The sequence below is a fragment of the Arthrospira sp. PCC 9901 genome (genome assembly GCF_059013425.1).
This window is the reverse complement of the sequence record NZ_CP102296.1, coordinates 1,316,961-1,343,440: the sequence shown is the minus strand read 5'-3', so window position 1 is coordinate 1,343,440 and position 26,480 is coordinate 1,316,961. Positions and strand designations below refer to the sequence as shown.

At 45.8% G+C, this 26,480-nt stretch carries 28 protein-coding genes; 14 read left to right on the top strand and 14 right to left on the bottom strand.

Annotation, left to right across the window (positions count from 1 at the left end):
• Positions 1-24 precede the first annotated feature (24 nt).
• Positions 25-2,424: a GH116 family glycosyl hydrolase gene (locus tag NLZ44_RS05845; RefSeq protein ID WP_493752153.1), complete on the top strand. Its 2,400-nt coding sequence runs from the start codon at positions 25-27 to the stop codon at positions 2,422-2,424.
• A gap of 91 nt (positions 2,425-2,515) precedes the next feature.
• Here NLZ44_RS05845 and NLZ44_RS05840 read toward each other — a convergent pair whose 3' ends face one another.
• Positions 2,516-3,505, bottom strand: a complete 990-nt coding sequence (locus NLZ44_RS05840) for a YdcF family protein (RefSeq protein WP_493752152.1) — start codon at positions 3,503-3,505, stop codon at positions 2,516-2,518.
• A 197-nt stretch (positions 3,506-3,702) separates the two neighbouring features.
• The gene (pap, locus tag NLZ44_RS05835) at positions 3,703-5,181 is read right to left on the bottom strand and encodes a polyphosphate:AMP phosphotransferase (RefSeq protein WP_493752151.1); all 1,479 of its coding nucleotides are present in this window, start codon (positions 5,179-5,181) and stop codon (positions 3,703-3,705) included.
• A gap of 439 nt (positions 5,182-5,620) precedes the next feature.
• On the opposite strand from pap, the gene NLZ44_RS05830 reads away from it, so the two are divergent.
• Together NLZ44_RS05830 and NLZ44_RS05825 are read left to right on the top strand one after the other, a co-directional pair.
• Complete coding sequence (locus NLZ44_RS05830) at positions 5,621-5,866, top strand: DUF2949 domain-containing protein (protein WP_493752150.1); 246 nt, start codon at positions 5,621-5,623, stop codon at positions 5,864-5,866.
• 611 nt (positions 5,867-6,477) lie between these two features.
• Positions 6,478-8,130, top strand: a complete 1,653-nt coding sequence (locus NLZ44_RS05825) for an ABC transporter ATP-binding protein (RefSeq protein WP_493752149.1) — start codon at positions 6,478-6,480, stop codon at positions 8,128-8,130.
• A 16-nt stretch (positions 8,131-8,146) separates the two neighbouring features.
• Here NLZ44_RS05825 and pyrF read toward each other — a convergent pair whose 3' ends face one another.
• Both pyrF and tyrS read right to left on the bottom strand, forming a co-directional pair.
• Entirely contained in the window at positions 8,147-8,875 is a 729-nt protein-coding gene (gene pyrF / locus NLZ44_RS05820; protein WP_493752148.1) for an orotidine-5'-phosphate decarboxylase, read from the bottom strand.
• Positions 8,876-8,988: 113 nt separating this feature from the next.
• On the bottom strand, positions 8,989-10,236 hold the full coding sequence (tyrS, locus tag NLZ44_RS05815) for a tyrosine--tRNA ligase (RefSeq protein WP_493752147.1): 1,248 nt from the start codon (positions 10,234-10,236) through the stop codon (positions 8,989-8,991).
• A gap of 475 nt (positions 10,237-10,711) precedes the next feature.
• Here tyrS and NLZ44_RS05810 point away from each other — a divergent pair, with 475 nt between their 5' ends.
• The 6 genes from NLZ44_RS05810 to NLZ44_RS05785 all read left to right on the top strand — a co-directional run bounded on the left by NLZ44_RS05810 (position 10,712) and on the right by NLZ44_RS05785 (position 15,933).
• Positions 10,712-10,810, top strand: a complete 99-nt coding sequence (locus NLZ44_RS05810; RefSeq protein ID WP_493752146.1) for an RRXRR domain-containing protein — start codon at positions 10,712-10,714, stop codon at positions 10,808-10,810.
• 48 nt (positions 10,811-10,858) lie between these two features.
• A complete protein-coding gene (locus tag NLZ44_RS05805; protein ID WP_493752145.1) occupies positions 10,859-12,073 on the top strand; it encodes a type IV pilus twitching motility protein PilT in 1,215 nt (404 codons plus the stop codon).
• Positions 12,074-12,129: 56 nt separating this feature from the next.
• Positions 12,130-12,609 carry a pantetheine-phosphate adenylyltransferase gene (gene coaD / locus NLZ44_RS05800; protein ID WP_006626258.1) on the top strand — a complete coding sequence of 160 codons (480 nt, stop codon included), beginning with the start codon at positions 12,130-12,132 and terminating at the stop codon, positions 12,607-12,609.
• Positions 12,591-13,247 (top strand): ATP synthase subunit B family protein, encoded by a 657-nt coding sequence (locus NLZ44_RS05795; RefSeq protein ID WP_006626257.1) that lies wholly within the window; start codon positions 12,591-12,593, stop codon positions 13,245-13,247. The genes coaD and NLZ44_RS05795 overlap by 19 nt, the downstream gene beginning before the upstream one ends.
• 606 nt (positions 13,248-13,853) lie before the next feature.
• Positions 13,854-15,245, top strand: coding sequence for a DUF2157 domain-containing protein (locus tag NLZ44_RS05790; protein WP_493752144.1), 1,392 nt, complete (start codon positions 13,854-13,856; stop codon positions 15,243-15,245).
• 34 nt (positions 15,246-15,279) lie between these two features.
• On the top strand, positions 15,280-15,933 hold the full coding sequence (locus NLZ44_RS05785; RefSeq protein ID WP_493752143.1) for a GDYXXLXY domain-containing protein: 654 nt from the start codon (positions 15,280-15,282) through the stop codon (positions 15,931-15,933).
• Here the strand turns inward: NLZ44_RS05785 and NLZ44_RS05780 are convergent.
• From NLZ44_RS05780 to NLZ44_RS05755, 6 genes are all read right to left on the bottom strand, one after another.
• Positions 15,930-16,682, bottom strand: coding sequence for a pentapeptide repeat-containing protein (locus NLZ44_RS05780; protein ID WP_046321238.1), 753 nt, complete (start codon positions 16,680-16,682; stop codon positions 15,930-15,932). The two genes, NLZ44_RS05785 and NLZ44_RS05780, sit on opposite strands and share 4 nt — an antisense overlap.
• 144 nt (positions 16,683-16,826) lie before the next feature.
• Entirely contained in the window at positions 16,827-17,120 is a 294-nt protein-coding gene (locus NLZ44_RS05775; RefSeq protein WP_006626252.1) for a hypothetical protein, read from the bottom strand.
• Between the two features lie 60 nt (positions 17,121-17,180).
• Positions 17,181-18,290 (bottom strand): RNA-guided endonuclease InsQ/TnpB family protein, encoded by a 1,110-nt coding sequence (locus NLZ44_RS05770; RefSeq protein WP_493752955.1) that lies wholly within the window; start codon positions 18,288-18,290, stop codon positions 17,181-17,183.
• Positions 18,202-18,420: a hypothetical protein gene (locus NLZ44_RS05765; protein ID WP_006668023.1), complete on the bottom strand. Its 219-nt coding sequence runs from the start codon at positions 18,418-18,420 to the stop codon at positions 18,202-18,204. Before NLZ44_RS05765 ends, NLZ44_RS05770 begins: the two co-directional genes overlap by 89 nt.
• A gap of 60 nt (positions 18,421-18,480) precedes the next feature.
• Positions 18,481-18,630: a hypothetical protein gene (locus NLZ44_RS05760; protein WP_493752142.1), complete on the bottom strand. Its 150-nt coding sequence runs from the start codon at positions 18,628-18,630 to the stop codon at positions 18,481-18,483.
• A gap of 105 nt (positions 18,631-18,735) precedes the next feature.
• Complete coding sequence (locus tag NLZ44_RS05755) at positions 18,736-18,825, bottom strand: MerR family DNA-binding transcriptional regulator (protein ID WP_071776830.1); 90 nt, start codon at positions 18,823-18,825, stop codon at positions 18,736-18,738.
• Between the two features lie 439 nt (positions 18,826-19,264).
• Here NLZ44_RS05755 and NLZ44_RS05750 point away from each other — a divergent pair, with 439 nt between their 5' ends.
• The 3 genes from NLZ44_RS05750 to NLZ44_RS05740 all read left to right on the top strand — a co-directional run bounded on the left by NLZ44_RS05750 (position 19,265) and on the right by NLZ44_RS05740 (position 21,199).
• The gene (locus tag NLZ44_RS05750; protein WP_006626251.1) at positions 19,265-19,978 is read left to right on the top strand and encodes a pyridoxine 5'-phosphate synthase; all 714 of its coding nucleotides are present in this window, start codon (positions 19,265-19,267) and stop codon (positions 19,976-19,978) included.
• A gap of 55 nt (positions 19,979-20,033) precedes the next feature.
• Entirely contained in the window at positions 20,034-20,360 is a 327-nt protein-coding gene (locus NLZ44_RS05745) for an MgPME-cyclase complex family protein (protein ID WP_493752141.1), read from the top strand.
• 170 nt (positions 20,361-20,530) lie between these two features.
• Positions 20,531-21,199 carry a hypothetical protein gene (locus tag NLZ44_RS05740; RefSeq protein WP_493752140.1) on the top strand — a complete coding sequence of 223 codons (669 nt, stop codon included), beginning with the start codon at positions 20,531-20,533 and terminating at the stop codon, positions 21,197-21,199.
• 15 nt (positions 21,200-21,214) lie between these two features.
• Here the strand turns inward: NLZ44_RS05740 and NLZ44_RS05735 are convergent, their stop codons facing one another.
• The 3 genes from NLZ44_RS05735 to folD all read right to left on the bottom strand — a co-directional run bounded on the left by NLZ44_RS05735 (position 21,215) and on the right by folD (position 23,661).
• A complete protein-coding gene (locus NLZ44_RS05735) occupies positions 21,215-21,670 on the bottom strand; it encodes a divergent PAP2 family protein (protein ID WP_006619999.1) in 456 nt (151 codons plus the stop codon).
• Positions 21,671-21,695: 25 nt separating this feature from the next.
• Complete coding sequence (crtE, locus tag NLZ44_RS05730; RefSeq protein ID WP_493752139.1) at positions 21,696-22,646, bottom strand: geranylgeranyl diphosphate synthase CrtE; 951 nt, start codon at positions 22,644-22,646, stop codon at positions 21,696-21,698.
• Positions 22,647-22,800: 154 nt separating this feature from the next.
• On the bottom strand, positions 22,801-23,661 hold the full coding sequence (gene folD / locus NLZ44_RS05725; protein ID WP_493752138.1) for a bifunctional methylenetetrahydrofolate dehydrogenase/methenyltetrahydrofolate cyclohydrolase FolD: 861 nt from the start codon (positions 23,659-23,661) through the stop codon (positions 22,801-22,803).
• A 65-nt stretch (positions 23,662-23,726) separates the two neighbouring features.
• On the opposite strand from folD, the gene NLZ44_RS05720 reads away from it, so the two are divergent.
• On the top strand, positions 23,727-24,203 hold the full coding sequence (locus NLZ44_RS05720) for a hypothetical protein (protein ID WP_493752137.1): 477 nt from the start codon (positions 23,727-23,729) through the stop codon (positions 24,201-24,203).
• Between the two features lie 284 nt (positions 24,204-24,487).
• Here NLZ44_RS05720 and NLZ44_RS05715 read toward each other — a convergent pair whose 3' ends face one another.
• Complete coding sequence (locus NLZ44_RS05715) at positions 24,488-24,901, bottom strand: universal stress protein (RefSeq protein WP_006626245.1); 414 nt, start codon at positions 24,899-24,901, stop codon at positions 24,488-24,490.
• 168 nt (positions 24,902-25,069) lie between these two features.
• On the opposite strand from NLZ44_RS05715, the gene NLZ44_RS05710 reads away from it, so the two are divergent.
• Positions 25,070-26,272 (top strand): phosphoglycerate kinase, encoded by a 1,203-nt coding sequence (locus NLZ44_RS05710; RefSeq protein WP_493752136.1) that lies wholly within the window; start codon positions 25,070-25,072, stop codon positions 26,270-26,272.
• Positions 26,273-26,480 lie beyond the last annotated feature (208 nt).

Genomic DNA, 26,480 nt, shown 5'->3' with positions numbered 1-26,480 from the left:
TCCTACCCTTAACGATTCAATGCTATGCAATATCCATCCCCAACCGTAAATATTCCCCCCTATACTTGGAATCGTCCCATAGGCCTAGGATGGGAAAAACCCTATACAGTACGCTACCCTAGTAATTTAGATGATGGTCCCTTTCATGGAATGCCTCTAGGGGGTTTTGGCGCGGGTTGCATTGGTCGGTCTCATCGGGGAGACTTTAATCTATGGCATCTTGATGGTGGGGAACATATCTTTCGCCCCCTTCCTGGCTGTCAATTTAGCGTTTTTGAGGAAATCGACGGTAAACGACAAGCCTACGCCCTATCTACCCAGCCTCCCCAAGATGGTAGCTTATCAGCATGGAGTTGGTATCCTACTTCCGATCAACATACCCAAACCGGAACCTATTACGCCCTTTACCCCCGCAGTTGGTTTGTTTATGAAAACGTCTTTCAAACTCAATTAACCTGTGAACAGTTTTCCCCAGTGTGGGGGGGAAATTACCAAGAAACCAGTTATCCTATTGCTGTCTTTGAGTGGATAGCCCACAACCCGACCGATAAACTAATTATCCTCAGTATTTTATTAACCTGGGAAAATACTATCGGCTGGTTTACTAATAGTTTAGAAAAGCCCACCGTAAAGGTCCGCGATGATGGTAGTCCCGTCTATGAATATCAGCCCCGCTGGGGAGATAGCCAGGATAATTTGAATCGCTTTGTCGAAGACTTCCACCGTGTTGGTTGTGTGATGACTCGCTTGAATATTAATGACCAACCGAGAGAAGGGGAGGGTCAAATAGCGATCGCCACTATTTCTAACCCCGCCGTTGAGGTATATTATCACAATCGCTGGAACCCTAACGGTAATGGTTACGATATTTGGGAATATTTTTCTAAGGATGGGTCCCTGATTGATACACAGGATGACAGACCCGCCGTTGAAGGTGAAAGAATTGGCGCGGCTTTGGCGGTCCGTTGTATCCTCAGACCCGGAAAAACTCGCAAAATTCCTTTTTTTATCGCCTGGGATTTACCCGTGTGTGAGTTTGAGGCGGGAGTTAGTTACTACCGCCACTATACCGATTTTTTTGGGCGCAATGGTCGTAACGCTTGGTCAATGATTCGGACAGCTATGAAGCATTCCGACACCTGGCGTGAGAATATTGAAGCATGGCAAAATCCAATTCTCAATCGCCAAGATTTACCCCCTTGGTTCAAAATGGCTTTGTTTAATGAACTTTATCTACTGACGGACGGGGGGAGTCTATGGACGGCTACAGATGAGGATCAACCTTGGGGACGGTTTGCTGTCCTCGAATGCTTGGATTATCGTTGGTATGAAAGTCTCGATGTGCGCCTGTATGGGTCCTTTGGCTTGTTGATGTCCTGGCCAGAATTGGAAAAATCGGTGATACGGACTTTTGCTAAGGCGATCGCTACTGCTGATCATACCCCCAGAATTATTGGTTATAATCAAGCCTCAGCTATTCGGAAAGCGGCTGGGGCGACTCCCCATGACTTGGGGGCCCCTAATGAACATCCCTGGGAAAAGACTAACTACACCAGTTATCAGGATTGCAATTTGTGGAAGGATTTACCCTGTGATTTTGTCTTGCAGGTCTATCGCGATTATCTGTTGACAGGGGCTGATGATATTCAGTTTTTGGTAGAATGTTGGCCGGCGATCGTCCAGACTCTCGATTATCTCAAAACCTTCGATCACGATCAAGATGGTATCCCAGAAAATGGCGGCGCACCAGATCAGACTTTTGATGATTGGCGACTGGTGGGGATTAGCGCCTATTGTGGGGGGTTATGGTTAGCCGCTTTGGAAGCCGCTATTGAGATCGCAAATATCCTACTTTCCCATAATCGTGATCTCACTCCAGATACTACTAAGGCGATCGCTACCTGGACTAATTGGCTAGAGACCGCTAAACCTCTTTATGACCAAACTCTCTGGAATGGTAGCTACTACAATCTCGACAGTCAGAGTGGATCTGATGTCGTCATGGCTGATCAACTTTGTGGTCAGTTTTATGCCGCTTTATTAGGTTTGCCCGATATTGTCCCGCCACATCGCGCACAAGTGGCGCTACAAACCATTTATCAAGCCTGCTTCCATAATTTTCATAATGGCAAGTTTGGAGCCGCTAACGGTGTCAGAACTACCGGAGAACCCATGAATCCTAACGATACCCACCCCCTAGAGGTATGGACTGGGATTAATTTCGGTCTGGGCGCTTTCCTTATTCAAATGGGGATGAAAGAAGAGGCTTTTCAACTTGCCGAAGCCGTGATCACTCAAGTATATCAAAACGGCCTCCAGTTCCGCACCCCAGAAGCTATTACCGCCGCCGGAACTTTCCGCGCTAGTCACTATCTCCGCCCTATGGCAATTTGGGCTATGTATTATCAAATACAACACCTCTAGTTAATTATTCTGGTGCGTCAGCCATCCAACTATTTGGTGGCCATGATGATTACTGTATCTGACGCACCCTACGGATGTCTAATCATCAGACTTATAAACTAGGAGCCATCCACCCCCGTAGAAAGTAATAAAAAGTAGCGAGATATTCATCAACCACACGGGTACTGAGAACCAAAGCCTCCGCATTAGGAGCGAAGTCTTGGAAAGAAACCCTATCCTTACGTTTGCCATAGGGAATAAAAGTAGAAAAATTAGTGGGAGCCGGAATTACCTTAAAACCAGCTTGAGTAAATGTGAGGGCGGCGCGGCGCATTTCCAAGGCAGAAGTCACCAAAATGATAGTTCTTCCTAACCGCCTTTTCTCCATGATTTCTTGGACTTCTAGGGCTTCTTCCCTAACGGTATGGCTTTCAGTTGCCAAAAGAATATCACTAGGCAAAACTCCCATATAAATCAATAACTGTTGAATATCTTTCGCCTCATTAGTCGGATGAATTAACTCATGGCGATCGCCTGCTGCTATAATCACCAAACGAGCTAAACGTTCCCGATAAAGTTCGGCTGTATAGGGAATGCGATCGCCTGTAGCCGTCAGTTGAATCTGAGTTCTGTAGGGCAATTTAGGCTGTGTTGTTCCCCGTCCTAACAAAACAATTGCCCCCGCTCTTTCCCCACAACATAAATCAGTTTGAACTGTTTGCACAGCCACCCTTTCCACTTGCAAAGCCAACCATTGAGCCAAAACGGGGGTACTCGATAAAATCAGAATTAATAATGCAGTTAAAATTAAATTCGGAGCCGGATTTTTAATCCCCCCATTAGTAATCAAAGCCGAAGCAATGGTTAATAGTAAAATTGATAAACCCAGAGGTCTTAGAAAAATCGCCAAAAGCTGAATAACAGATCTACCAACCTGGCTATCAGGAGCGATAAAAGTGACTATAAGTAAAGTGAGAGTTAGTAAAAAAAACAGCCGACTAACTAAGCTATTTTCTTTGCCTGCTAAGAGTCTCCAAATTCTAAAAGAAATGGTAATCAGTAGCAGTAAAACCAGAACTTGGGTGAGTAATACAAACATCATTTTTTCCCTTCATGGTTGACCGTGGAGAATCCCACATCATATCACCCTTTGATTTTTCCTGATCTACCCCAAATCAAATCACTGAGTGCTTTAGGGACTGAGGAAAACGAGAGCCGTATAACTGACAAATAGTATACGGCTCAAGTTTATAGTGAACTACCCGACGTTGGCAATAGTTTCGCCAAATTGCCTACTAACTATAAAGTTTGAGCGATCGCATCAGCCACCGTTTGCGCCACCTGCACCCGCGCATAATACTTATCATTACCGGAAACCAAAGTCCAAGGAGCCCTAGGGGTATTAGTCCGATGCACCATTTGGTTGACGGCTACCTCATAACAAGACCATTTTTCCCGGTTCCGCCAGTCATCATCTGTCAGTTTATATTGCTTAAACGGATTATTCTCGCGTTCAGTAAACCTTTCAAGTTGGGTATCCGGGTCAATATGTAACCAAAACTTCAGCAAAATATAACCCGCCGTAGTCAGTTGTTCCTCAAACTCATTAATTTCTCGATAGGCGCGTCGCCATTGTCGTTCAGAAGCAAACCCCTCAAGGCGTTCTACTAAAACCCGACCATACCAACTGCGGTCAAAAACACCAATTTTTCCGGCTTGCGGGAGTTTACGCCAGAACCGCCACAGATAGTGATGCACCTTTTCCTCATCAGTGGGAGCAGCAAAAGCATGAACTTCATAGCTGCGTGGATCAAGAATATCGGTTAAACGCTTAATGGCTCCCCCTTTTCCGGCCGCGTCCCATCCCTCAAATATGGCTAAAACGGGGATTTGCTTTTCAAAAATCATTTGCTGCATCTTACCTAAGCGAACCTGTTGTTCCCGCAACTGTTCCTTATAGTCATCCTCTGACAAGGACAAACTCAGATCCACAGCAGCCAGGGGTTGCGGATCGGTAGGTTCTAGGTGTGCTTGGGGAGGAGTAAAAATAGGAGGCGGCTGCACTTCCATTCGTCCTAGAGTCTCTTTGATAGTAGACACCATTTTAGATAGCACCTTGACCCTACCCCACCGTTTATCATCTCCCTCTACTAAGGTCCAGGGAGCTACACCCGTGCTGGTGTGAATTAGCATCTCTTCGGCATAGGAACTATAGGTATCATAGTTTTTCGCCTGCTCCCAGTCTTCGGGACGCACCCGCCATGCTTCTAGTTCATCGTTAGTCGCCTTTTTCAGGCGGTGCTTGAGTTCTTTTTTGCTCAAGTGAATCCAAAATTTGGCGATCGCTGCTCCATCGTCAATCATTTGACGCTCAAAAGCATTAATTTGGCGCATTGCCATCCCTACATTAGCTTCTGGAAGTCTCTCAAATAGACGATCTTCCAGAACATGGGTATACCAACTGTGGTAAAAAATCCCGATTTTCCCATAACCTGGGAACTCTTGCCAAAATCTCCACATGAATGGATACAACCGCTCCTGTTCGGTCGGGGGCCACACCGGAATCACTTTGAACCCACGAGGGTCCATATAGCTAACCATTTTTTTGACTAGAGAACCCTTACCCGCCGCCGCCCAACCCTCCAGGACGATAATCACAGGTAGTTTTTTTTCCCAGCAGATTTGCTGTAGCGATCGCAACTCCCGCATGAGTGCTTCCGTCTGAGTCTTATAGCTTTCTTTATCTAGCGAAAGCTCCAGGTTTAGTGTGTTGAGCATGAATATGAATAAATATCTGTCTAACTTACATCCAGTCTAGCAGGATCAGGAGTCCGGGAACACCTACTACACAGAACCGCCAGTCCCATTCCTTTTTAGGTTATGGTTTGATGATTTTGTGATCCAAACCCGCTTCATTGCTTTTGTTAAAAAAAACATTAGATTTTCACCAGAATAGCTCTGGTAACGGCTATGATAAATTTACCCCAAAAAAGTGCCGTCTGCCCAATTAACTCCCCCGGTACCTATACAGCTAAAACATAATTAGTGACCCAGATCACTTAAATTTCACAAATAAATCACAATGTTCGGGTGTAATATATCACTGAACTTAGTTAGATAGGAGATAATATAGATACTATAGGAATTCACACCCGAGTTAGTTATCTAATCCGACATCCAACAGTTCCCAACTTTTTTACATTCATGCAGGAAAAAAATGATGATCTCAACCAAGCAAGCCCAGTTAATTCAATTTTTACGTTGGGAATTAGCGATCCCTGCCTCTTCCATCGACATGGCCCTCCGACATCCTGAGCAAGAATCAGGTCAACTTCCCATGATTTTATGGCAATACGGGCTAGTCACCCTAGAACAGCTTGACCGGATTTTTGATTGGCTTGAACAGTTCGGAACCTCTCCAGATATCACCTCTCGGTCTTATTTAGACAAAAAAGCTGGTTGAGAATCAATGGACTTAGATAGCATCTCAATTACAGATGGGTCTTAGGTTCCTTGGTTTATGCCGAATTTACACACTAATAGCCAATTTATCTCAAGACTAAAATCTACCTGCATGACCTAAAAGTTTCAACTGCGAATGTTGGAAAATGATTAGATGATCACTATATATGTCGCCTCAAAGATGTTTGGGGTGACAAAATTTTTGTATGGAGGTTTTACCAACTTTTTCTACCCTTAAAGGCTAAAACGAAAATTATATCAACCGGTTGCTCACGATAAATCAACTATTACCGCCCACATGATCAACATGGCCCATAGACAACAGCCTGGGACAAAAATTCAGCTATTGACAAGGTGCGTCAGTTGTCGATGCTCGGGTTAGTATGGCTATTTACGCGGTCTGACGCACCCTACCAGGTCGGTTCTTAATGGTGCGTCAGTTGTCGATGACCCGGTTGGTATCCCTATTTACGCGGTCTGACGCACCCTACTAGGTGAAGGCTGGCGATCGCCTTCCCCTCACCAGATAATTGATAACTGTTTCAACATAGTTGATATGATAAAACTTGTCCTACGGTGGCAGCTTCTGGCTAACTTCGGAACTTTAATTGAATGTTTAACATCGAAAACCTGCGAGTAGCTTATCCCAGTCAGAATAAATCACCCTCTTGGGTCGTAGATGATGTTTCCCTAACCCTCAAACCGGGGGAACGTCTGGGACTTGTCGGTGAGTCTGGCTGTGGTAAGTCTACTTTGGGACGCGCTGCTATGCGTCTACTTCCAGAGTCTAGTCTTATTCAAGGTCGAGTCACATTTGGCGGAAAATCGGTTTTTGACCTTAACGAGAAGGAATTGCGACAGTTTCGGGGGGAGGCGATCGCCTTAGTGTTTCAAGACCCCATGACCCGCCTTGATCCACTGATGACTATTGGGGAACATTGCATTGAAACTCTAAAAGCTCATGAGCCACAATTGTCCAGGTCTCAGGCGAAAGAAAGAGCGATCGCTACTTTAGCAGCCGTCCAAATTCAACCGGAACGCTGGTCTCAATACCCCCACGAGTTTAGTGGTGGAATGCGTCAACGGGTGGCGATCGCATTAGCCCTATTGTTAAACCCAAAGTTAATTGTAGCTGATGAACCTACCACCAGTTTAGATGTGACAGTATCAGCGCAAATTTTGCAGGAACTCACCCGGCTATGTCGTGAACGCGGAACTGCTATCCTATTAATTTCCCATGATTTAGCCATGGTGGGAGAGTATTGCGATCGCATTGCGGTTATGTATCAAGGTAAAATTGTCGAAGTCGGAGATAGCCGCACCGTTCTACAATACCCCCAACATCAATATACGCGATCGCTCCTAGAATCTGCTCTCCACGTTCATGGAACTTCCCAACAGCCACCAGAACCCAATACTCCCCAAGAACAGACACAGACTAACCCACCACCACCACTTCTGCAAATTGAAAATCTCCAACAGCATTATAGTTTAGAATCCGGCATAATTCAGCAAATATTCACCAAACAAAAGCAATTAATCAAAGCCGTTGATGGCGTGAGTTTTGAGTTATCTGCTGGTGAAATTTTCGGGTTGGTCGGAGAGTCTGGCTGCGGTAAAAGTACCCTTTCCCGCACCATTTTACAGTTAGTTCGCGCCACCGCTGGTACAGTGAAATTTGAGGGTCAAGATTTAACGGCTATGTCAGTGCGACAAGTGCGCTCACAGCGTCGCGATATCCAAATGATATTTCAAGATCCTAACGCTTGTTTAAATCCCATGATGACCATTGGTCGAGCTATTGCTGACCCCCTGTTAATTCATAAAATGGCAAAACTACCCCAGGCGAAACGTTGGGTATTAGAAATGCTCGATCGCGTGGGTTTGACTCCCGTAGAGGACTATTATAACCGCTATCCCAAACAACTCTCAGGAGGACAACAGCAACGGGTAGCCATTGCTCGTGCTTTAATTACTCGCCCTAAATTGGTAATCTGTGATGAGCCTGTTAGTATGCTTGATGCTAGTGTTCAGGCTCAAGTATTACAGTTAATGTTAGACCTCAAGCGAGACTTTAATCTTACCTATTTATTTATTACCCACGATTTATGGGTGGCTAGATTTTTGTGCGATCGCATTGCGGTTATGAACGCTGGTAAAATTGTGGAAATAGGAAACACTGAGCAGATTTTTAAACATCCTCAGCATCCCTACACCCAAACCCTTCTCCGCGCCGCACCTTTGCTCACCAAAATGGTAATTTAGCTACAATACTAAACATCTAATTAACTATTTTATTCGCCGCGTCTAACTCTTCCGAAATTAGCTTTAATGCTGTCATGGGGTTATTCGCTTCAGTAATAGGTCGTCCAATTACTAAATAATTAGCACCCGCTTTCAATGCTTCCGAAGGAGTGAGCGATCGCTTTTGATCACCTTTAGATGCCCAACTCGGACGCACCCCAGGACACACCAACAGAAAATCATCCCCGCAAGTCCGCCGTAGTTGTGCCACTTCCTGCGGCGAACACACCGCCCCCGCTAAACCGCACTCTTGCCCTAATAATGCCATCTGTAAGGCATACTCTGGCAGTTCCATGGGAATTTTGAGGTCAAAGGCTAATTCCCTGGCGTTAAGGCTCGTTAACAGGCTAATGGCGATTAATTTAGGCACGGGTACACCCGCTTCATTCGCTCCCATTTCCGCGGCCGACTGAGCAGCTTTTAGGGCGACTTTTCCAGCGGTGGCGTGAATAGTAATTAAGTCTACACCATAGCGAGCGGCGGCGCGACAGGCTCCGGCTACGGTATTGGGTATATCATGGAATTTCAGATCCAAAAATATCCGCTTATTGCGCTGTTTGAGTTGTTTTAAAATTTGCGGACCACAACTGACAAACAGTTCTAAACCCACTTTCCAAAATGTGACTTGTGGCAGGGTTTCAATCAATGCGATCGCATCAGCTTGACTGGAAACATCTAGGGGAACAATAACTTTATCTATGGTCATGGTTGGTATATTTTCCAATTTTTACAGTCAACATAAGCCGGGTAAAACCGGAAATTTATTGATGATCAATTATCCCGATTCCACCCCAAGTTAATCAATGATAGGCAACCCATTTACAGCAGCCGGATAAATTTCTTTTTCCCAACTTGTAAAACTCGCCCTTTCAGGTCTTCAGCAGAAGCCACAACTAAATTATCATCCTCAATGCGATCGCCATCTATTTTCACAGCACCTCCCGCAATTTGTCGCCTCGCCTCGCTGCCACTTTTACACAGTCCACTAGCCGAAAGAATATAGAATAACTTAGCCGGAAACTCCACCTCTGACAGAGAAAATTCCGGTACAGCCTCAGCCCTAGTTGCATCTCCTTGCACCAAATTTACAGCCGCTTTTTGCGCCGCCAAAGCCGCCGCTTCTCCGTGGTATTGAGTCACTATATCCAAGGCGAGTAACTTTTGGCGATCGCGAGGATTTTCCGGCAATTCTGCCAATGGGTAATCAGTGAGCAACTCAAAATATTGTGCAATCAAACCATCAGGAACCTTCTCCAATTTGGAGTACATAGTCAAAGGGTCTTCCGACAGTCCCACATAATTACCCAGGGACTTAGACATTTTCTGCACCCCATCAGTACCAATCAAAATAGGCATTAGTAAACCGAACTGTGGTGTTTGTCCAAAATAGCGCTGTAAATCTCTTCCCACAGCCAGATTAAACTTTTGATCCGTTCCTCCCAACTCCACATCAGCCTCAACTGCCACCGAATCATAACCCTGCATTAACGGATAGAGAAACTCATGCAAATATATTGGATTTTCCTGTTCAAACCTCAGCGAAAACCCTTCCTTAGCCAACATTTGTCCCACCGTCATCCGCGACAGCAAATCCAAAGTTTTAGCCAGATCCAACTTAGATAACCATTCCGAGTTACGACGAATTTCCAAACGTCCCGGGGTATCAAAATCTAAAATCGGGCGCAGTTGTTCGAGATAAGTTTGGGCATTTTGTTCTACTTGCTCAGGAGTTAGCTGACGACGAACCTCCGATTTGCCAGTAGGATCACCAATGCGGGCAGTAAAATCGCCAATAATTAAAACCGCCGTATGTCCTGCGTCCTGGAAAGCCCGCAACTTCCGAAAAATGATACTATGTCCTAGGTGAATATCCGAGCCAGTCGGGTCGATACCTAACTTAATCCTAAGAGGGCGGGTACTGAGAGCCAACCGCTGACCCAAATTTTCCTCTGGGTTTTCAGAATTAGGCAATTCCGGGAAAATATCAGTAACCCCCCGGCGCAGTCTCGGAAAATTTTGTAAAGAAACTCCCGCAGAAGTCTCTAGGGCTGGTTGACTCACAATCATAAAAAATCGAAACTTGAGCAAATGTTAGGTTAGGATACCTCAGATCATCCTATCATTTCCCTGTGCCGTTCAAACAAAAATCAACAATCATGTTAGGGGCAGGTTCTACTGTCAATTCTCGATTCCCAGGGATTCCCAGGGGCGATCGCCCCTGGGAATCCTAACCCCACCAGAAAATCAATTTCCCTCTGTTCTCAACTCTTGCATAAAATCCGGTAATTTCCGGCTCCTGCCCGAAATTACTCCTCACAGAGTCTGCAAGATGCAGGTCCAGGATTAGACCTACGTTAAGGGGGTGATGACACCCACAGGTGAAGGCCAGCCTGTGGCTCTGTCGTCTATCTTTAAGGAACGAGATGAGTGGATTTGTAAGCTCCAGTGAGCTAGACCTAAAAAGCCCCTTTAACATGACCGAGGCAAACATTACCCCATCTGAGAGATAGCTTAAATACCAAATTACCCAAATTACGTTTTTGTGGTTGACACACTGGGGCAACCGTTAAGTCCCACTCATCCAGCTAGAGCCAGAAAGCTTTTGAAGCACGGTTTGGCCGCAGTGTGCAACTGCGGTTAACCCTGTGCCACAATTAGCAACAGATATCAACTAAGGGACACTCACCTAATGGCTCATTCAACTCAGTCACCATCTCCCGAAAATCTCCCCCCCAAGCCCACAGTTCCGGCGCGCGCGAGACAACGACAATCGACCAATGTTTCCCCCAGTAACTCCATTAAAGATATGGTTAAGGATGCCTTTGTTAAAAAAGCCTCCGATATTCATATTCGAGTCGGACATACTACCCGATATAGGATACAGGGGGAAATGGTTAGAATTAAAGACCAAGTCAAAGTCACCCCAGAAATATTTGAGCAGTATCTCAGTGAGATTCTCACCCCACACCAAAGGCAACAATTTGCCGAAATGAAAGAACTCGACACCGCCATTTTTTATCCTGGTATAGTCCGATGTCGGGTTAATTGCTTTGAATCTCTGACCGGGGGAGCCATGGTGCTGCGACTAATTAACTTAAAAATTCCTAGTATCGATGAATTGAGATTACCAGAAGTTCTCAAAAATATTATTAGCTATCCCCAGGGGTTAATTTTAGTCACAGGTCCAACGGGTTCAGGTAAATCTACCACCCTCGCCGCCATGTTACGTTATCTCAATGAAAACGCTCGCAAGCACATTGTCACCATTGAAGACCCCATTGAATTTGTCCATGCTTCCCGACAATGCTTAATCTCTCAAAGGGAAGTCGGATTACATACCCTAGAATTTCATCATGCCCTCCGTGCCGTTTTGCGGGAAGACCCAGATGTTATTCTAATTGGGGAAATGCGCGATCGCACCACAGTTAATACTGCCCTCCAAGCATCCCAAACCGGACACCTAGTCTTGGGAACCCTCCACACTCGCAACGCCATTAACTCAGTCAACCGACTCTTAAACCTCTACAACGTAGACGAACAGCCAGCCGTCAGGATTCAGATCTGTGATTCCCTAGTCGCCGTAATTGCTCAATTATTAATCCCCACAGTCGATAACAAAAGGGCTGCAGTTCACGATATCCTAGTTAATACCCCAGCCATGAAAGACTATCTACTCAAAGGCGACGAGGAAAGTGCAACTCACCTCATGGAAAATGACACCTATGAAGGAATGCAACTGATTAACCAGGCTATTTTTGAACAAGTCACCCTGGGACGCATTACCATGGAAGAAGCCGAAAAGTCCTCCCCCGATGCTGCCGATTTAGATCGCCGATTCCGTATGGCTGGGCTTGACTCTTCCGGGGTAGCCCGGGAATTCCGTCAGGGAAAAAGTTTGTTTTAACCATCAAACAGTTTAAGGTAATCTCTGGTAAGACTTCAAGATAACCATAATCTATTGTGATTGCTATATATCCAGGCAGTTTTGACCCAGTTACCTTTGGACATATTGATATAATTGAGCGAGGTTCCCATCTATTTGAATGGGTGATTGTGGCCGTCCTACGCAACCCTAGCAAGACTCCCCTGTTTACAGTCGAACAACGCCTGATTCAAATTCGGCAATCTATCTCCCATTTGGATAATGTCGAGGTTGCCAGTTTTGAGGGTCTCACCGTAGACTATGCCAAACTGAGAAAGGCACAAGTGCTATTGCGCGGCTTGCGAGTCCTGTCCGATTTTGAGATGGAACTGCAAATGGCTCACACTAATAAAACCCTGTCTGATACAATCGAGACAGTTTTCTTGGCAACCTCCAACGAATATAGCTTTTTATCAAGCAGTGTCGTTAAGGAGATCGCCAAGTTTGGCGGTTCAGTCGATCATCTTGTTCCCAACCACGTCGCTATAGATATTAATAGATGTTACGCCAGGAATTAACCCCCAGAATTGAATCTAATCCTAATGGACTTGTCACTAACGGCGAACCGACTCCTACCGCTTCGCCTAGTATAGATATTCAGCGGGAACTTAACCGACTTGAAGAAATGATTCTTGACAGTCCTCGCATTCCCCTGACTCGACGCACTCTTGTGGACGAGGAACAGTTGCTAGATCAACTAGACCTGATCCGCTTAAATCTTCCGAGTGCTTTTCAGGAGGCTGATATTATTGTTCGTCATAAAGATGAAATTCTCCAGGAAGCTGAAGAATATGCAGCCTCTATCCTACAGAATGCTGAACAAAGAGCTACTCAACTTTTTAATGAAACTGGTATTGTCCAACGAGCGACCGAAGAAGCCGATCGCCTTAGACAACAAGTCCAGATAGAGTGTGAAGCCTTACAGCAACAAACTCTCGCCGAGGTTGAACAAATTCGCTATCAGGCTCAACAGGAACTTGATGCTATGCGAAATCGGATCTTAAATGAGTGTAATGAGATCCAAACCGGAGCCGATGAGTATGCTGATCATGTTCTAGCTAAAATTGAGCATGAACTGAGCGACATGGTAAGGATTATCCGCAATGGTCGCGAACAGTTGCAAATTAACGAGTCTCAGCGTCCCCCTCTTTACTAATGAAAAAACTTAAAGAGCTTAATTTAATCGCAGATTAGTTGAACCAATTAGGGCGATGCGCTACCATACCAAGTATGGTGCGGGACCTTCGGGTATGAAATAGAGCTGAAATGAGCCAAATAACTACCCGGTGAGGACTTAAACCCCTTGGTTGATTGGGTCGCATCCCTGACCATCCCATAACACAGCCTAATTTTTGGGCTCATCTTCGAGACTTCCAACATGGCCAGCTAGGTGAAGGGAAAAATCAGGTCTAAGACTACCAAGCTAAACAGTGCTTTGGGATCATCTTTCTAAAAGCTTTGCGGGATACCGCCTCCATTACCTTAATAGGTAATGGTGCTATCGTTGCATTATCCGGAGCCGGAAAAATGTCGCGTAAATGTATCAGGCAACAAATCACACGAAAATAGCCCCTGACCCTAGAGACAAGTTATACCTTGGATAAGGCCCCACTTGTCTCTACACTCTTTTTTCCGCTTCCCTACTCCTCCCCTCATTTGCTGCTTTTTTGAAACAGAGACAGTTGAGAATGTGGCATAAACTATTCTACCAAAATCTGAACATCAAGACAAACTGAACCTATCTGACATAGGCTTTCAATCGATGATTTCAGAAAAGTTTCGTCGCCAATTGCGACAGGAAGCTCGACTATGGAAAGCAGAAGGCTTGGTTAATGATGAACTTTATCAACAATTAGCCGATCGCTATCAGTTTAATAGCCTCGAAACCGCCGCCAGCAATCGCTTTGTCATGATTCTCATGGTAGGTGGTGGTATCCTCTTGGGATTGGGTGTGATTACCTTTGTGGCAGCTAACTGGCAACAATGGCCCCGATATATGCGGGTTTTGCTACTCCTATCCGTCCTCATTGGATTTAATACAGGTGGGTTTTACCTGTGGCAACATCCTACATCAGAATCTAAACAACGCCTCGGACAGGGACTGCTAATGGCTGGCGCATTGTCTTTGGGAGCAAATATAGCACTGCTGGCCCAGATGTTTCATATAGGCGGTTCCCCATACGGATTATATGTCGTTTGGGGGCTAGGTGTCCTGATTATGGCTTATAGCTTAAAATTGCGCTCTCTATCGGTTTTAGCCATAATTCTGTTGGGCTTAGGATACTTTCAGGGCATCAATATAGCCCTATCAGCCAGGGATTTATCTGCCATTGATATTTTGCTCCAATATATGCCGATCGCATCTGCTATTTTATTTATACCCCTAGCCTATTGGTGTCAATCCCGTGTAGTTTTTATCATGGCGCTGTTGGCGATCGCTATCCCATTATTAGTCATTATGGGAAGATTGATTTCCTTCCAGCCCATAAGCGGAATTGAGGTTGTGATCAGCTTAATTTTAATCCCTACTTGGCTATGGTCCTATCGAGATAGTCAATGGCCCTATGTCCATGGTCAGCCTTTTCAAGCGATCGCTCACCGTTTAGCCATTTTGTACTTAGGAGTTTTATGCTTCCTCTTTTCATTTTTTGAGGTTTGGAAAAACTTGGACTTCTGGACTTATCGATCTAACCCAGAAAATCCCAATGTAATGCTAATTAATATCCTGGCTTTTGTGGTCATATCCCTCTGGCAATGGTTCCAGATAATTAAGCCTCATGGTAGCCAAAGATATTGGGGTGTAGATGCCTATACCACCGCTATTAGTGCCTTGATTATCATCACTGGTATAGTCACTTTTTGGCATATCTCAATAGCGGAAATTCCCACCACCGCCACTTTAATTTTCAATGTGCAAATGTTTCTGTTGGGCGCATTCACCGTTCGCTTAGGACTGTTAAAAGGCAATCGGAGTGCTTTTTGGTACGGTATGGTGCTATTAGTCCTCCAAATTATCAGCCGAATGTTTGAATACGAAACCGAACTACTCCTGAAAGCCTTAGTTTTAGTCCTGTGTGGAATTGCTGTAATTATCGCCGGTTTATGGTTTGAAAAAAACTTGTCTCGTCCGACTCTCCCTAATTCCAAGTCCTAATTCATAATTTCATCTTTCATGGTGAGGTAACAGTATGGTTAACACTAACAAAATCCCATCCGCAAAACCCTCAGTTATCCTTCCGGGTTCAGTAAATAGCCGTCAACGTCGCTTACCCAATTGGCGACTTCTGGCTCCCCTATTGTGTCAGGTAGCATTGGTAATGTCAATTCCGGCTCAGGCTTTTTACACATATATTACTGGAACCACCGTAGTTTTGCAAACAGCCCCCGTTGACCCCTATGATTTTTTGCGGGGGTATTATCAAATTCTCAGTTATGAAATTTCTCAACCTAGTACCCTCAGAAATCTTCCCGGTTCCGGTACCATGTCACACAGAAATTCTATCCGAGATGGTGATACAGTTTATGTGATCCTAGAAAAACCCCAAGAACAACCAGAAGGCGATCGCCCCCTTCCTTGGCAACCCGTAGCAGTTAGCAACCAGCGTCCTGATAATTTACCAGAAAATCAGATCGCCATTCGAGGTACAGGTGATGGCTGGGGTCTAAAATACGGTCTGGAAACCTACTATATGCCGGAAAATAAGCGCTTAGAGGTTAACGAGAACATTAGCCGCGCTCAAAGTCGCGATCCTGAGTCTTTTGTGGTTGAAGTCAAAGTGGACTCCCAGGGGAATGCAATTCCACTACGTTTGTGGGTAAGCGATCGCAGCTATCAGTTTTAACCCGGGTGAATAGTGCCATCTGGTAAAATTGCCCCAGCCAAATTGGCCCCGGTTAGTTTCACCATTAAGCGATCGCTATATCCCACTTTCGCCCCGGTTAAATTAGCCCCCCGCAAATCCGCACCACTTAAATCCGCACCAATTAGGTTAGCCTCCTGAAGATTAGCGTAACTCAGATTGGCCTGCAAAAAATTAGCCCGGAATAAATTAGCCCGATGCAAACAAGCCCCACTCAAGTTAACTCTATGTAAAAAACAATCCGTCATATCAGCATAACTCAGATCTGCCCCACTCAAATTCCGTCCCGACAAATCTCTTTCCTTCAGGTTCGCCCCCCGAAAATCAGCGTTAGTCAAATCAGAATAGGATGGACGCTGATAAGCTGGTGGTGACTGATACTCCTGTTTGGGGGGACGGTGGGGTGGAGTGGCCGCGCGGTAAGTATAATATGAGTTGGTGTTGTGGCTGGTCTGGGTCTGACGTTTAGCCCCAGCATACTCAGGTCTGGGGGTCGGTTTCGATGGTTTCGTTTTATTAGACCTCAACAACGATCGCAACTTATCGCGCGCCTGGTTAATTTCCTTGAGTTTATCTTCTGCTAACTGTCGCAGCCGTTGGTTATCTTCTGGAATGCGATCGGGATGCCAGATAAATGCTAAATCTTTATAAGCCCTATCTACAACCTCCAGGGATGCACCGGGTTGCAATTCAAGGACCCTATAACAGTGGTTCAACTCACTTGGTGTCATGGTCAAGGTTTACCCCCCCTAGAAGGTCGTACCCTGGAAATGGGCGATCGCCATTTCCGGCTTAAATTATTCTAGCTCATGCGATCGCCTAACAGTATTGAGGAAAGTTGAAGGTTTTTTAGTCCCCAAACGGAAATAACTCATTTATTCTGGCGATTGGGATGAAGCCTGTTTTTTGGCTTGCAGATTCCTAAACCATCGCGATCGCTTCATATTTTGAAACACCATTGTTAACCCCGTTATCAGCATCCACAGTAAACCTAAGCCATTTAATAGCACATACACCGGTTCTAAGGTTTGCCCTAAATATTCCCCTTCATGAATCACCATTAAAAAATGTACCTGGTCTCTTGATAAACCAAACCAACTTTTCCCCAATCGGTAAGCTACCCCCGTAAATACCGTCACAAATAGTGGTAGCATCACAATCGGAGCCATCGTGCTATGCAGTTTCCTAAAGTTCCCCAGATTCACAATATTAATAACCCACTGATACATTTACGCGACATTTATCCGGCTATTGCCGGACAATGCGACGATAGCACTATTACCCGTTAAGGTAACAGAGGCGGTATCCCGCAAAGCTTTTAGAAAGATTCCCAAAGCACCGTTCCAGTCCCTGGGTAGAGTGAACCCGCACTCAGGACATCGGAACACTTTTGAGCCACCTAGCTGGGAATGCACATGACCACAGTGAGTACAGGTTTTGCTGGTGTATTCTTCCGTCACATCTACAACTGTGGTTCCAGTTATTTCCCCTTGATGTCTCAGGGTTAGTTTGAATCGATAATGCGCCCATGTCAGCATGGTGCGGGCAGTCTTGGATTTGATTAGACGCTTCACCTTGGCAACCATGTTGGAAGTCTCGAAGGTCGGCAGAAAAATTATACTGTAGTTATGAGTCAAGTAGTGAGCAATTTGTTTGTGGGCTTCATCAACTAGATTGCGGATTTTGGTTCTCATTCGTTGAGCCGCTTGCCTCATCCGTCGCCTCCTTGAACGACAGGGTTCCTTGGCGATTCGGCTCATCAAATCATCCAAATGTTGACATAGCCTAGTAATGCGTCCTATATCCCCGGAGCCCAATTCCAGAAATCGTGAACCATCAAACCCAGTTATGAAAGTTCGCACACCCGGGTCTAATGCAATCACGCCAGTAGCGTCAGTTGGGGTAACGGCAACTGGTTCAGGGAAAATCGCCAACCATCGACCTTTGGTAAACACCAACTGAGTCCCTTGCCCGCAAGTTTTAGGGATGGGTTCGGAAACCATGAAAGTTAATCCTTTCGTTAGTCTTGGATAACAACTCCCTGAAGAGAAATTAGTATTATTGAACTTAATCCCTTGAGAGCTGTCACGACAACTTCTAAACCTGGCATCAGGACTGGCGGTCAAAGCCTGATAGGCATCAAAGATGGCATTTTGCCGAATGTGGCAGGGTGTTTCTTTGACCCATTCGGGTAAGTCACTCTGCATCACTTTATTGCGTAATTTCAGTTTACTTAGTCGTTTACCACTCCTAGATAATGCAATTGCTTGGTTGTAGCAATACCGACAAGCAGCCAGCCATTGGCGCCAGACTTGATTTAGCTCCGGGCTGGGGTAAATCCGGATCTTCTTTGACCTGAGTTTTGTATTTACTCCGTCCGTATAATCGGGAACTGAAGCAGTGGAGGATGGCGAGGATGTCCTCAACCATTTCTGGTTCTGGACTGAGACTTGTCTGGTTGAGAACCATGAGTGAACACCTGTTTTGCTCACAGAGCCATCGAAACAAGTCAAATCCCCATATTGCCAATCAGTCTTTGTGGGCAACGACAACCATGCCGACATCTCCTGACAAATGATGTCCCAGTAAGGCCAGCATTTTCTTTCCCTTGAAGTCGAGCCCGCCTCCGATTTCTGAGACGACTTCTGCTTCGGGGTAGAGGTTGGACAGTGCGGCCACCTGTCGGTTGAGGTCGGACTGCTGGGCGCGGCTACTAACTCTGGCATAGATAACGACTTTGCGTTTGTCACTGCCTGATTTGGCAGCAGTATATCACTCAACGTTTTATCGTCGTTGCCCAGCGGGGGTTCTGATGGTCTCGATTGAGCCATTGTCGTCCCATCTGCGGAGTGTTCTTTCATGGACTCCAAGGATTTGGGCGGCTTCCTTGGGTTTGACATATCTGGCAATAGGTTTATCCTCAACCCTTCTCGCTTATTATACCGTATTGCCCTAAAATATTAACCGAATTTGTGATTAAATCATGCTCCCTATTAATAATCTATACTAAGCCCCATTCGGCATTATTTACCCACAGATACGCACCTTACAGCCTGTTCAGAAATCATCTGATCACCTCTCAAAGTCCCTCTCCCTCTCTGGCAGAGGGATTTAGGGTGAGGGCAATGTATTAAGCGACTGGTGAACAAGCTGTAATGTTACCACAATATTTCTATATCACACTCATATACATATAATATCGATTTTGTCAATACCCTGTTGGTCTTTTCTTGAAAGGCCTGTAATAATTAACTTTTCAGAGTTCCCATGAATATGTCAAACTGTTGTGGTCTAAGATTTGATCAAAAGAACTATGCCCACTCTCGGTGTAAATATTGACCACATTGCCACAATTAGACAAGCCCGGCGGACAGTGGAACCGGATCCAGTAGCAGCGGCGGCGATCGCAGAACTAGCGGGAGCAGACGGGATTACAGTACATTTGCGCGAAGATCGCCGTCATATCCAAGATAGAGATGTGCGACTGTTACGGGAAACCGTGAGAACTCACCTAAACCTGGAAATGGCCGCCACAGATGAAATGGTAGCGATCGCCCTAGATATTAAACCCGACTACATAACCTTAGTACCCGAACGCCGGGAAGAAGTCACCACCGAAGGAGGATTAGATATCCTGGGTCAACTACAGCGGATGTCAGAAGTAGTCAGCACCCTGCAAAATGCAGGAATCCCCGTAAGTTTATTTATCGATCCTAACCCCGCCCAAATCGAAGCCTCAGCCACAGTTAAAGCCCAATTCATCGAACTACATACAGGTTGTTACTGCGAAGCCAAGGGAGTCCAACAGCAAAAGGAACTCGAGATTTTAGCCCAAGGATGTAAATTAGCCCTAGAAGCCGGACTGCGAGTTAATGCGGGTCACGGCTTGACTTATTGGAATGTGCAACCTGTAGCCCGCTTAGAAGGTATGGAAGAACTCAACATTGGTCATACAATAATAAGTCGGGCAGTTCTTGTCGGTTTAGATAAAGCCGTGCGGGAAATGAAACAGGCTATCCTGGGTTAACGGGAAAGTTACAGTCAGCCCAGTTGTTCTTTAGTTAATTGTAGGTGACAAACAAATGGCAACTTATTATTATCTCCTAGCTAGTAAAGACTTTGTGATCGAGGAACCTATTGAGGAAGTGCTCAAGGAACGTCGGCGCAATTATCAAGAACAGGAGAAAGAGATCGATTTTTGGTTAGTAATTGAGCCAGGATTTTTGGAAGCGCCCGAAATGGCCGAAGTCCAAGCTAAATGTCCTAAACCAGCGGCGGCGTTGGTTTCTACTAACCCTCAGTTTATTACTTGGCTGAAATTGCGACTTGAGCACGTGATTACCGGACAATTTGAAGCGCCTTCAGCTACTATCCCTGATGCGATCGCGTCTCTGGCTACTGCTGGCTAAAAATCCTGATTACCTGTGGTCGCTCAATATACTACTATTTCAGGCTATAGGGGCGGGTTCTCAGATCATGTGGTTGAAATCAGGATTGTCTAAAGAAACCGCCCCTACGCTCAGAAAATCTCAATTCGGGTACAATAGCTGCAAAATCGATCGCAAAAGTTGTTATAGCTATGGTTAAACTTAGGTTGAGGCGATGGTTAACTAGGATTAGTTCTGTAGGGGTGGTTCTGCTTACCATAGGTTTCAGTGCTAAACCCAGCTTTGGTCAAGCCTCCTGTGTTCCCCCTCGACCCGGTGAGTATTTGCTGTTAATCACCAGCAACACCCCCGAGACACAAGCACTAGCGCGTCAAGTCCTACCTAGCAACATAGAAAGCCAGGTGTGTCGCTATCTCAATGATATTGTCACCAGAGTTGGCGGTTTTGATGACGTCCTAATTGCCGAAGACTGGGCGGCTTATTTCAAGGAAACAGCCGGTTTATCCACCCATGTGGTTAAATCTGATGCAGCAGTAACTCCTAGACCCGAACCACGTCCCCCTGTCGGTCCTTCTGGTCCTAGCAGTGATTTGGGTAGCCAACCCCTAGGCATGGGTTATGCGATCATGGTAGACTATTTCAATCAGCCAGAAATTGCGGCTAGACTTGAGGCAACTATGGGGAGAAGAATTCCCATAGTTTCCTATAATCGGCGCTTCTATTTACTGGTAGAACATACCGCCGAGCCCAATAGTGCCATGGAAGTTTTCCGCCGTCTCAATGATCAGGGATTTTGGTCAATCATGGTTGATAGCAGTCGGGTGAAAATTGAGCGACCTAACTTAGCTATTGGAGATTAAAGTCCGATATGGCAGCTAATAGGTAAGTTCTGCTAAAGCTGCGATCGCTATTCCCAAACTCAAGCCCACAATCACCTGAAAGGGGGTATGTCCGAGTAATTCCTTGAGGCGGTCCTCATTAAATTGGGGATGCTCTTGGAATAACTCGTCCATAATCTGATTAAGAATGCGAGCCTGTTTCCCTGCTGCTTGTCGGACACCCGCCGCATCATACATAACAATAATAGCAAATACCACAGCGATCGCAAACTCCGGGCTACCCCACCCGATCACCTGACCAACACTGGCGGCTAAAGCACCCACAAAGGCTGAGTGAGAACTAGGCATTCCCCCAGTAGTCACCAGAACCCGCAGATTAATTTTTCCATGCTGTATCAATTCGATCGCCAGTTTAGACGCTTGGGCGAACAGACAAGCAAACAGTGCCACTAACAGCACCCGGTTGTCCAATATGTGACCAAATTCTTGCATGGGGTTGAACACCTCGCTTTAAAAGTTAGTGACTGCGATAGGTAATAAAATCAGCGATCGCCGCCAGAGCGCAACCACCGTCTCCAAAAGCCTTTAATTCAGCCTTAGCCTCCTCCACCAGTTGTTGAGCTTTCGCCCGTGACTTTTCCAAGCCCCATAAACTAGGATAGGTAGCCTTTTGAGCTTCCAGATCCTTGCCTGCGGTTTTACCCAACTCCGACGAGGGTACGGTAATATCGAGAATATCATCGACAATTTGAAACGCCAAGCCAATATTTTTAGCATAGCGAGAGAGTCTCTCCAGGTCAGTTTCATTAGCACCCGCCAAAATCGCACCAGAGACCACACAGGCTTCTAATAAAGCCCCAGTTTTGTGGGTATGGATAAAAGTTAGAGTTTCCTCAGATATATCTGATAAACCCTCCGATGCTAAATCTACCACCTGACCGCCCACCAATCCAGTCGCCCCCACCGCACGACCCAGGCGACCGATTACCTGTAGGACTCTTTCCGGGGGTACACCTTGAGTTTGGGTAGCCACGAACTCAAAAGCATAACTTAGCAATCCATCTCCCGCTAAAATAGCAATATCCTCGCCATAGACCTTGTGGTTAGTCAATTTCCCACGCCGATAATCATCATTATCCATTGCTGGTAGATCATCGTGAATTAAAGACATCGTATGAATCATCTCTAGGGCGCAGGCTGTCGGCATTGCCATTTCCACTGTACCCCCAAGCAGTTCACAGGTAGCCAAACATAAAGTAGGTCGCAGCCGTTTTCCCCCAGCCATGAGGGAATAGCGCATCGACTCATAAATTTTTTCGGGGTAGGTGACAGCAATAGCAGCATCTAGCGCCGCTTCCACTAATTCCTTTTTTTGGCTAAGATAAGTCGATAGGTCAAATGGTCTGTCTGACCCGGATAAATCCATGTTTTCTGTGACTACCATACCGTCGGTGTTGATATCTGTCATAATTAGGGGCAAACCCCACAGCCCAACCAGCCAAAGTCTGATAGCGGTTTATAGGGACAAGTAGGGCAGTAATCGGTGAACATCAGTTTTTATTGTACGGGTCTTTTGACACCATGCGCGATCGCGAATCCCGTTAATCACATCATCGAGTCGATCAGATGCGTTTTTGATAACTTTCCACCGTATTCTGTAACAGCATAGCCACAGTCATCGGACCGATACCACCCGGTACAGGGGTAATATATCCCGCTATGGGTTCAGCCGCCTGGAAGTCTACATCTCCTACTAACCGCGATTTTCCGTTAGCATCTTCTAAGCGGTTAATTCCCACATCAATCACTACCGCCCCCGGTTTGATACAATTCGCTCCCACCATCTCGGGACGACCTACCGCCGCGATCAGAATATCAGCTTCCGATGCGATCGCTTCTAGGTTTTCCGTCCGAGAGTGGGCTACAGTTACTGTACAATTAGCCTCTAGTAACATCAAAGCCATGGGTTTCCCCACTAAGATACTCCGTCCTAGCACTACCGCTCGTTTTCCCGCTAATGGGATTTGATATTCTTCTAATAGACGCATTACCCCCGCTGGAGTACAACTGCGTAACCCCTTTTCCCCTCTCACTAATCCCCCTAAGTTCATCGGGTGCAACCCGTCTGCGTCCTTGTGCGCTGCTATCTCATACAGCAAACTCACAGCGTCTAGGTGTTCTGGTAACGGCAGTTGTACTAGAATACCATCAACCCGATCATCTTCGTTTAAATTGGCGATCGCCTCTTTAAGTTCTTCCTGGCTTGTATCAGCCGGGAAATGTTGACCAAACGATGCTATTCCTACCCGTTCACAGGATTTCTCTTTGTTGCGGACATAAACGGCGCTGGCGGGGTTATCTCCTACCATTAACACTGCTAAACCTGGAGGTCGTCCCCTTTGCGGTTCTAGGGTTTTAATTTTTTCCCTCAATTGCGATTGAATTTTTTGGGCTGTTGTCTTACCGTCTAATAAATTAGCCATCACAATATATCCAACAATTCCAAGCCAGTATATCTTCCCAGAAATTTGTCCCCTTTTTATACAAAATGACTACATTTGCCATTCTCCTACCCCCACGCTTTGCTAACCGCTTCCATATTCTCTTGATTCTACTATCCCTAACACCAGGGATGATTGGCTGTCGCCAAATTATTGAGTCTACCACTCAATTTACTCGCCAAACTACTAAAATTGAGGCGATCGCACAACAGCGCCAAGTTGGGTCTAAAATCTACATAGAGGGGACTGTCGCTAACCTGGCTCCCTTTGTCGGCGCTGGTGCGTATCAGCTTCAAGACTCCACCGCCACTATCTGGGTTTTTACTACCCAACCTCTACCTTCTGTCGGTGAACAAATGTTCATCCGGGGTCAGGTTAATTATGAACAAATTACTGTCGAAGGACTCCCCGGTTTAGATATTGGTGATTTCTATATTCAAGAATTGGAAAGAATCACCGACAATCAATCAATCAATAATCCACCATCCAACTCCCTTATGTTAACTTTTGTAACGAAAAGTTAAGAATTGTTACAAAAATCGACTTCATTGGGGAGGGTGTAGCTTTTTTGCTCGGCTCATGATATCATTTTAGATAATGGGAATATACGCATTTTTAAAATTTGTGGATATATTTCCATTATTCAGCAATATGTCAATATAATACCATCAATTCCCGGAACTTGTCAACCCCCTCGGTTGGTCTGGGGGGACATTTTTAAAAATTGACTAAAAAATCAACTTAGTAGAAATGGAGAACCCCCCGTCAAAGGTAGGTTATAGGTTATAGGTCAACGGGGGGGAATCAGTTAAGGAACAACTAAGACAGGACAGGGAGAGAGATTAATCACACGGTTAGTGATACTGTCAGCAACACCTTCTTCTGTAAGTCCAGTGCCGCGACTACCCATCACAATCAGATCAGCATCAATCTCATCAGCCACATCACAGATAGTAAAAGCAGGTTTACCTTCACGTTCAATGAGTTTGGCATCAATCCCTAGCTTAGAGAAGATACCATGAGCCTCCTGTAAAAGTTGGCTCACCGTATCAGGGGAAGTCATCGGTTCAGAATGGGGAGGTTCCCCGTCTGGTTCTTTTGGTTCAACAACAGCGAGAAGATAGAGGTTAGACTGATAGGTTTGGACAATATTAATGACCCTTTCAGCCGCCTCGCGGGCTTCCCGACTTTGATCTATAGCAAATAAAACGGTCTTAAACATATCTCGCATCTCCAAGACGCGGACTTAGGTAGAATGTTTACGGTGAACGATTTGATGGCTGGTAGGCCAGCGGGTTGGTAACAACCTAGGGGCCATTTAACCAATAACCCTCACCGTTCCCATTTAATTTCGATTAAACCAGAATAAACGATCAACGAGGTTAATCCTGTGGCTAAAAAAACTGTAGCAAATCTGTCAGCATCAGAACTATCCGGTAAGAAAGTGCTGGTGCGTGCTGACTTTAACGTACCCCTTGATAATGGCTCTATTAGTGATGATACCAGGATTCGGGCGGCTCTGCCTACCATTCAAGATCTGACCTCTAAAGGGGCTAAAGTGATTCTGAGCAGCCACTTTGGCCGTCCCAAAGGTCAAGTAGTTGAATCAATGCGCTTAACTCCTGTGGCGGCGCGTTTGTCGGAACTTTTGGGCAAAACCGTTAAGAAATGTGACGATTGCATTGGAGAGGAAGTCGCCGTAGCAGTGGGGGCCATGAGTGATGGCGATGTGCTGTTACTGGAAAATGTTCGCTTCCATGCAGCCGAAGAGAAAAATGATCCGGAATTTGCCAAGCAGTTGGCTTCGGTAGCGGATCTGTATGTAAATGATGCTTTTGGTACTGCACACCGCGCCCATGCTTCCACTGAAGGGGTGACTAAATATCTGAGTCCCTGTGTGGCGGGTTATTTGATTGAGAAGGAATTGCAGTTCCTCCAAGGGGCGATTGAAAGCCCTCAACGTCCCCTAGCAGCGATTATTGGTGGTTCTAAGGTATCTAGCAAAATTGGTGTCATTGAAGCGTTACTTGACAAATGCGACAAGTTGTTGCTAGGTGGCGGCATGATTTTCACATTCTACAAAGCCAGGGGGCTGAGTGTGGGTAATTCCCTGGTGGAAGAAGATAAGCTGGAGTTGGCTAAGTCCCTGGAAGCGAAGGCGAAAGAAAAAGGGGTAACTATGTTGTTACCTACAGATGTGGTTCTGGCTGATAAGTTTGCGGCTGATGCTGATTCTCAAACTGTTAGCGTTGAAGCAATTCCTGATGGTTGGATGGGATTGGATATTGGCCCTGATTCGGTTAAGGTTTTCCAAGAAGCCTTGGGAGACTGCAAAACTGTCCTCTGGAATGGTCCCATGGGAGTGTTTGAGTTTGAGAAGTTTGCGGCGGGTACTCGGGCGATCGCTCAAACTTTGGCAGAACTAACCAGCACCGGTACTACTACAATTATCGGTGGCGGCGACTCGGTGGCTGCTGTGGAACAATTGAATTTGGGTGAAAAGATGAGCCACATTTCTACAGGTGGTGGGGCTAGTCTGGAACTCCTCGAAGGGAAGCAACTTCCCGGTATTGTGGCTTTAGATGATGCCTAATTGCCGTTGGTAAAAGGATTTTGGGGTAAGTCTGTAAGTGCGATCGCTTACCCCAACACACCTATTTAGAACTGACCCACCGCGTTGAAAATGCTTGTGGAGTCGGTAGTCGCGGGAGTTTCAAGAGTAATTGAGTGCTATAGTAAAGTTGAAAGAAGCAAGAATCCCCCGTTAGATGGCTCTAGCAATTAACGGCGGAAGTGTCAAA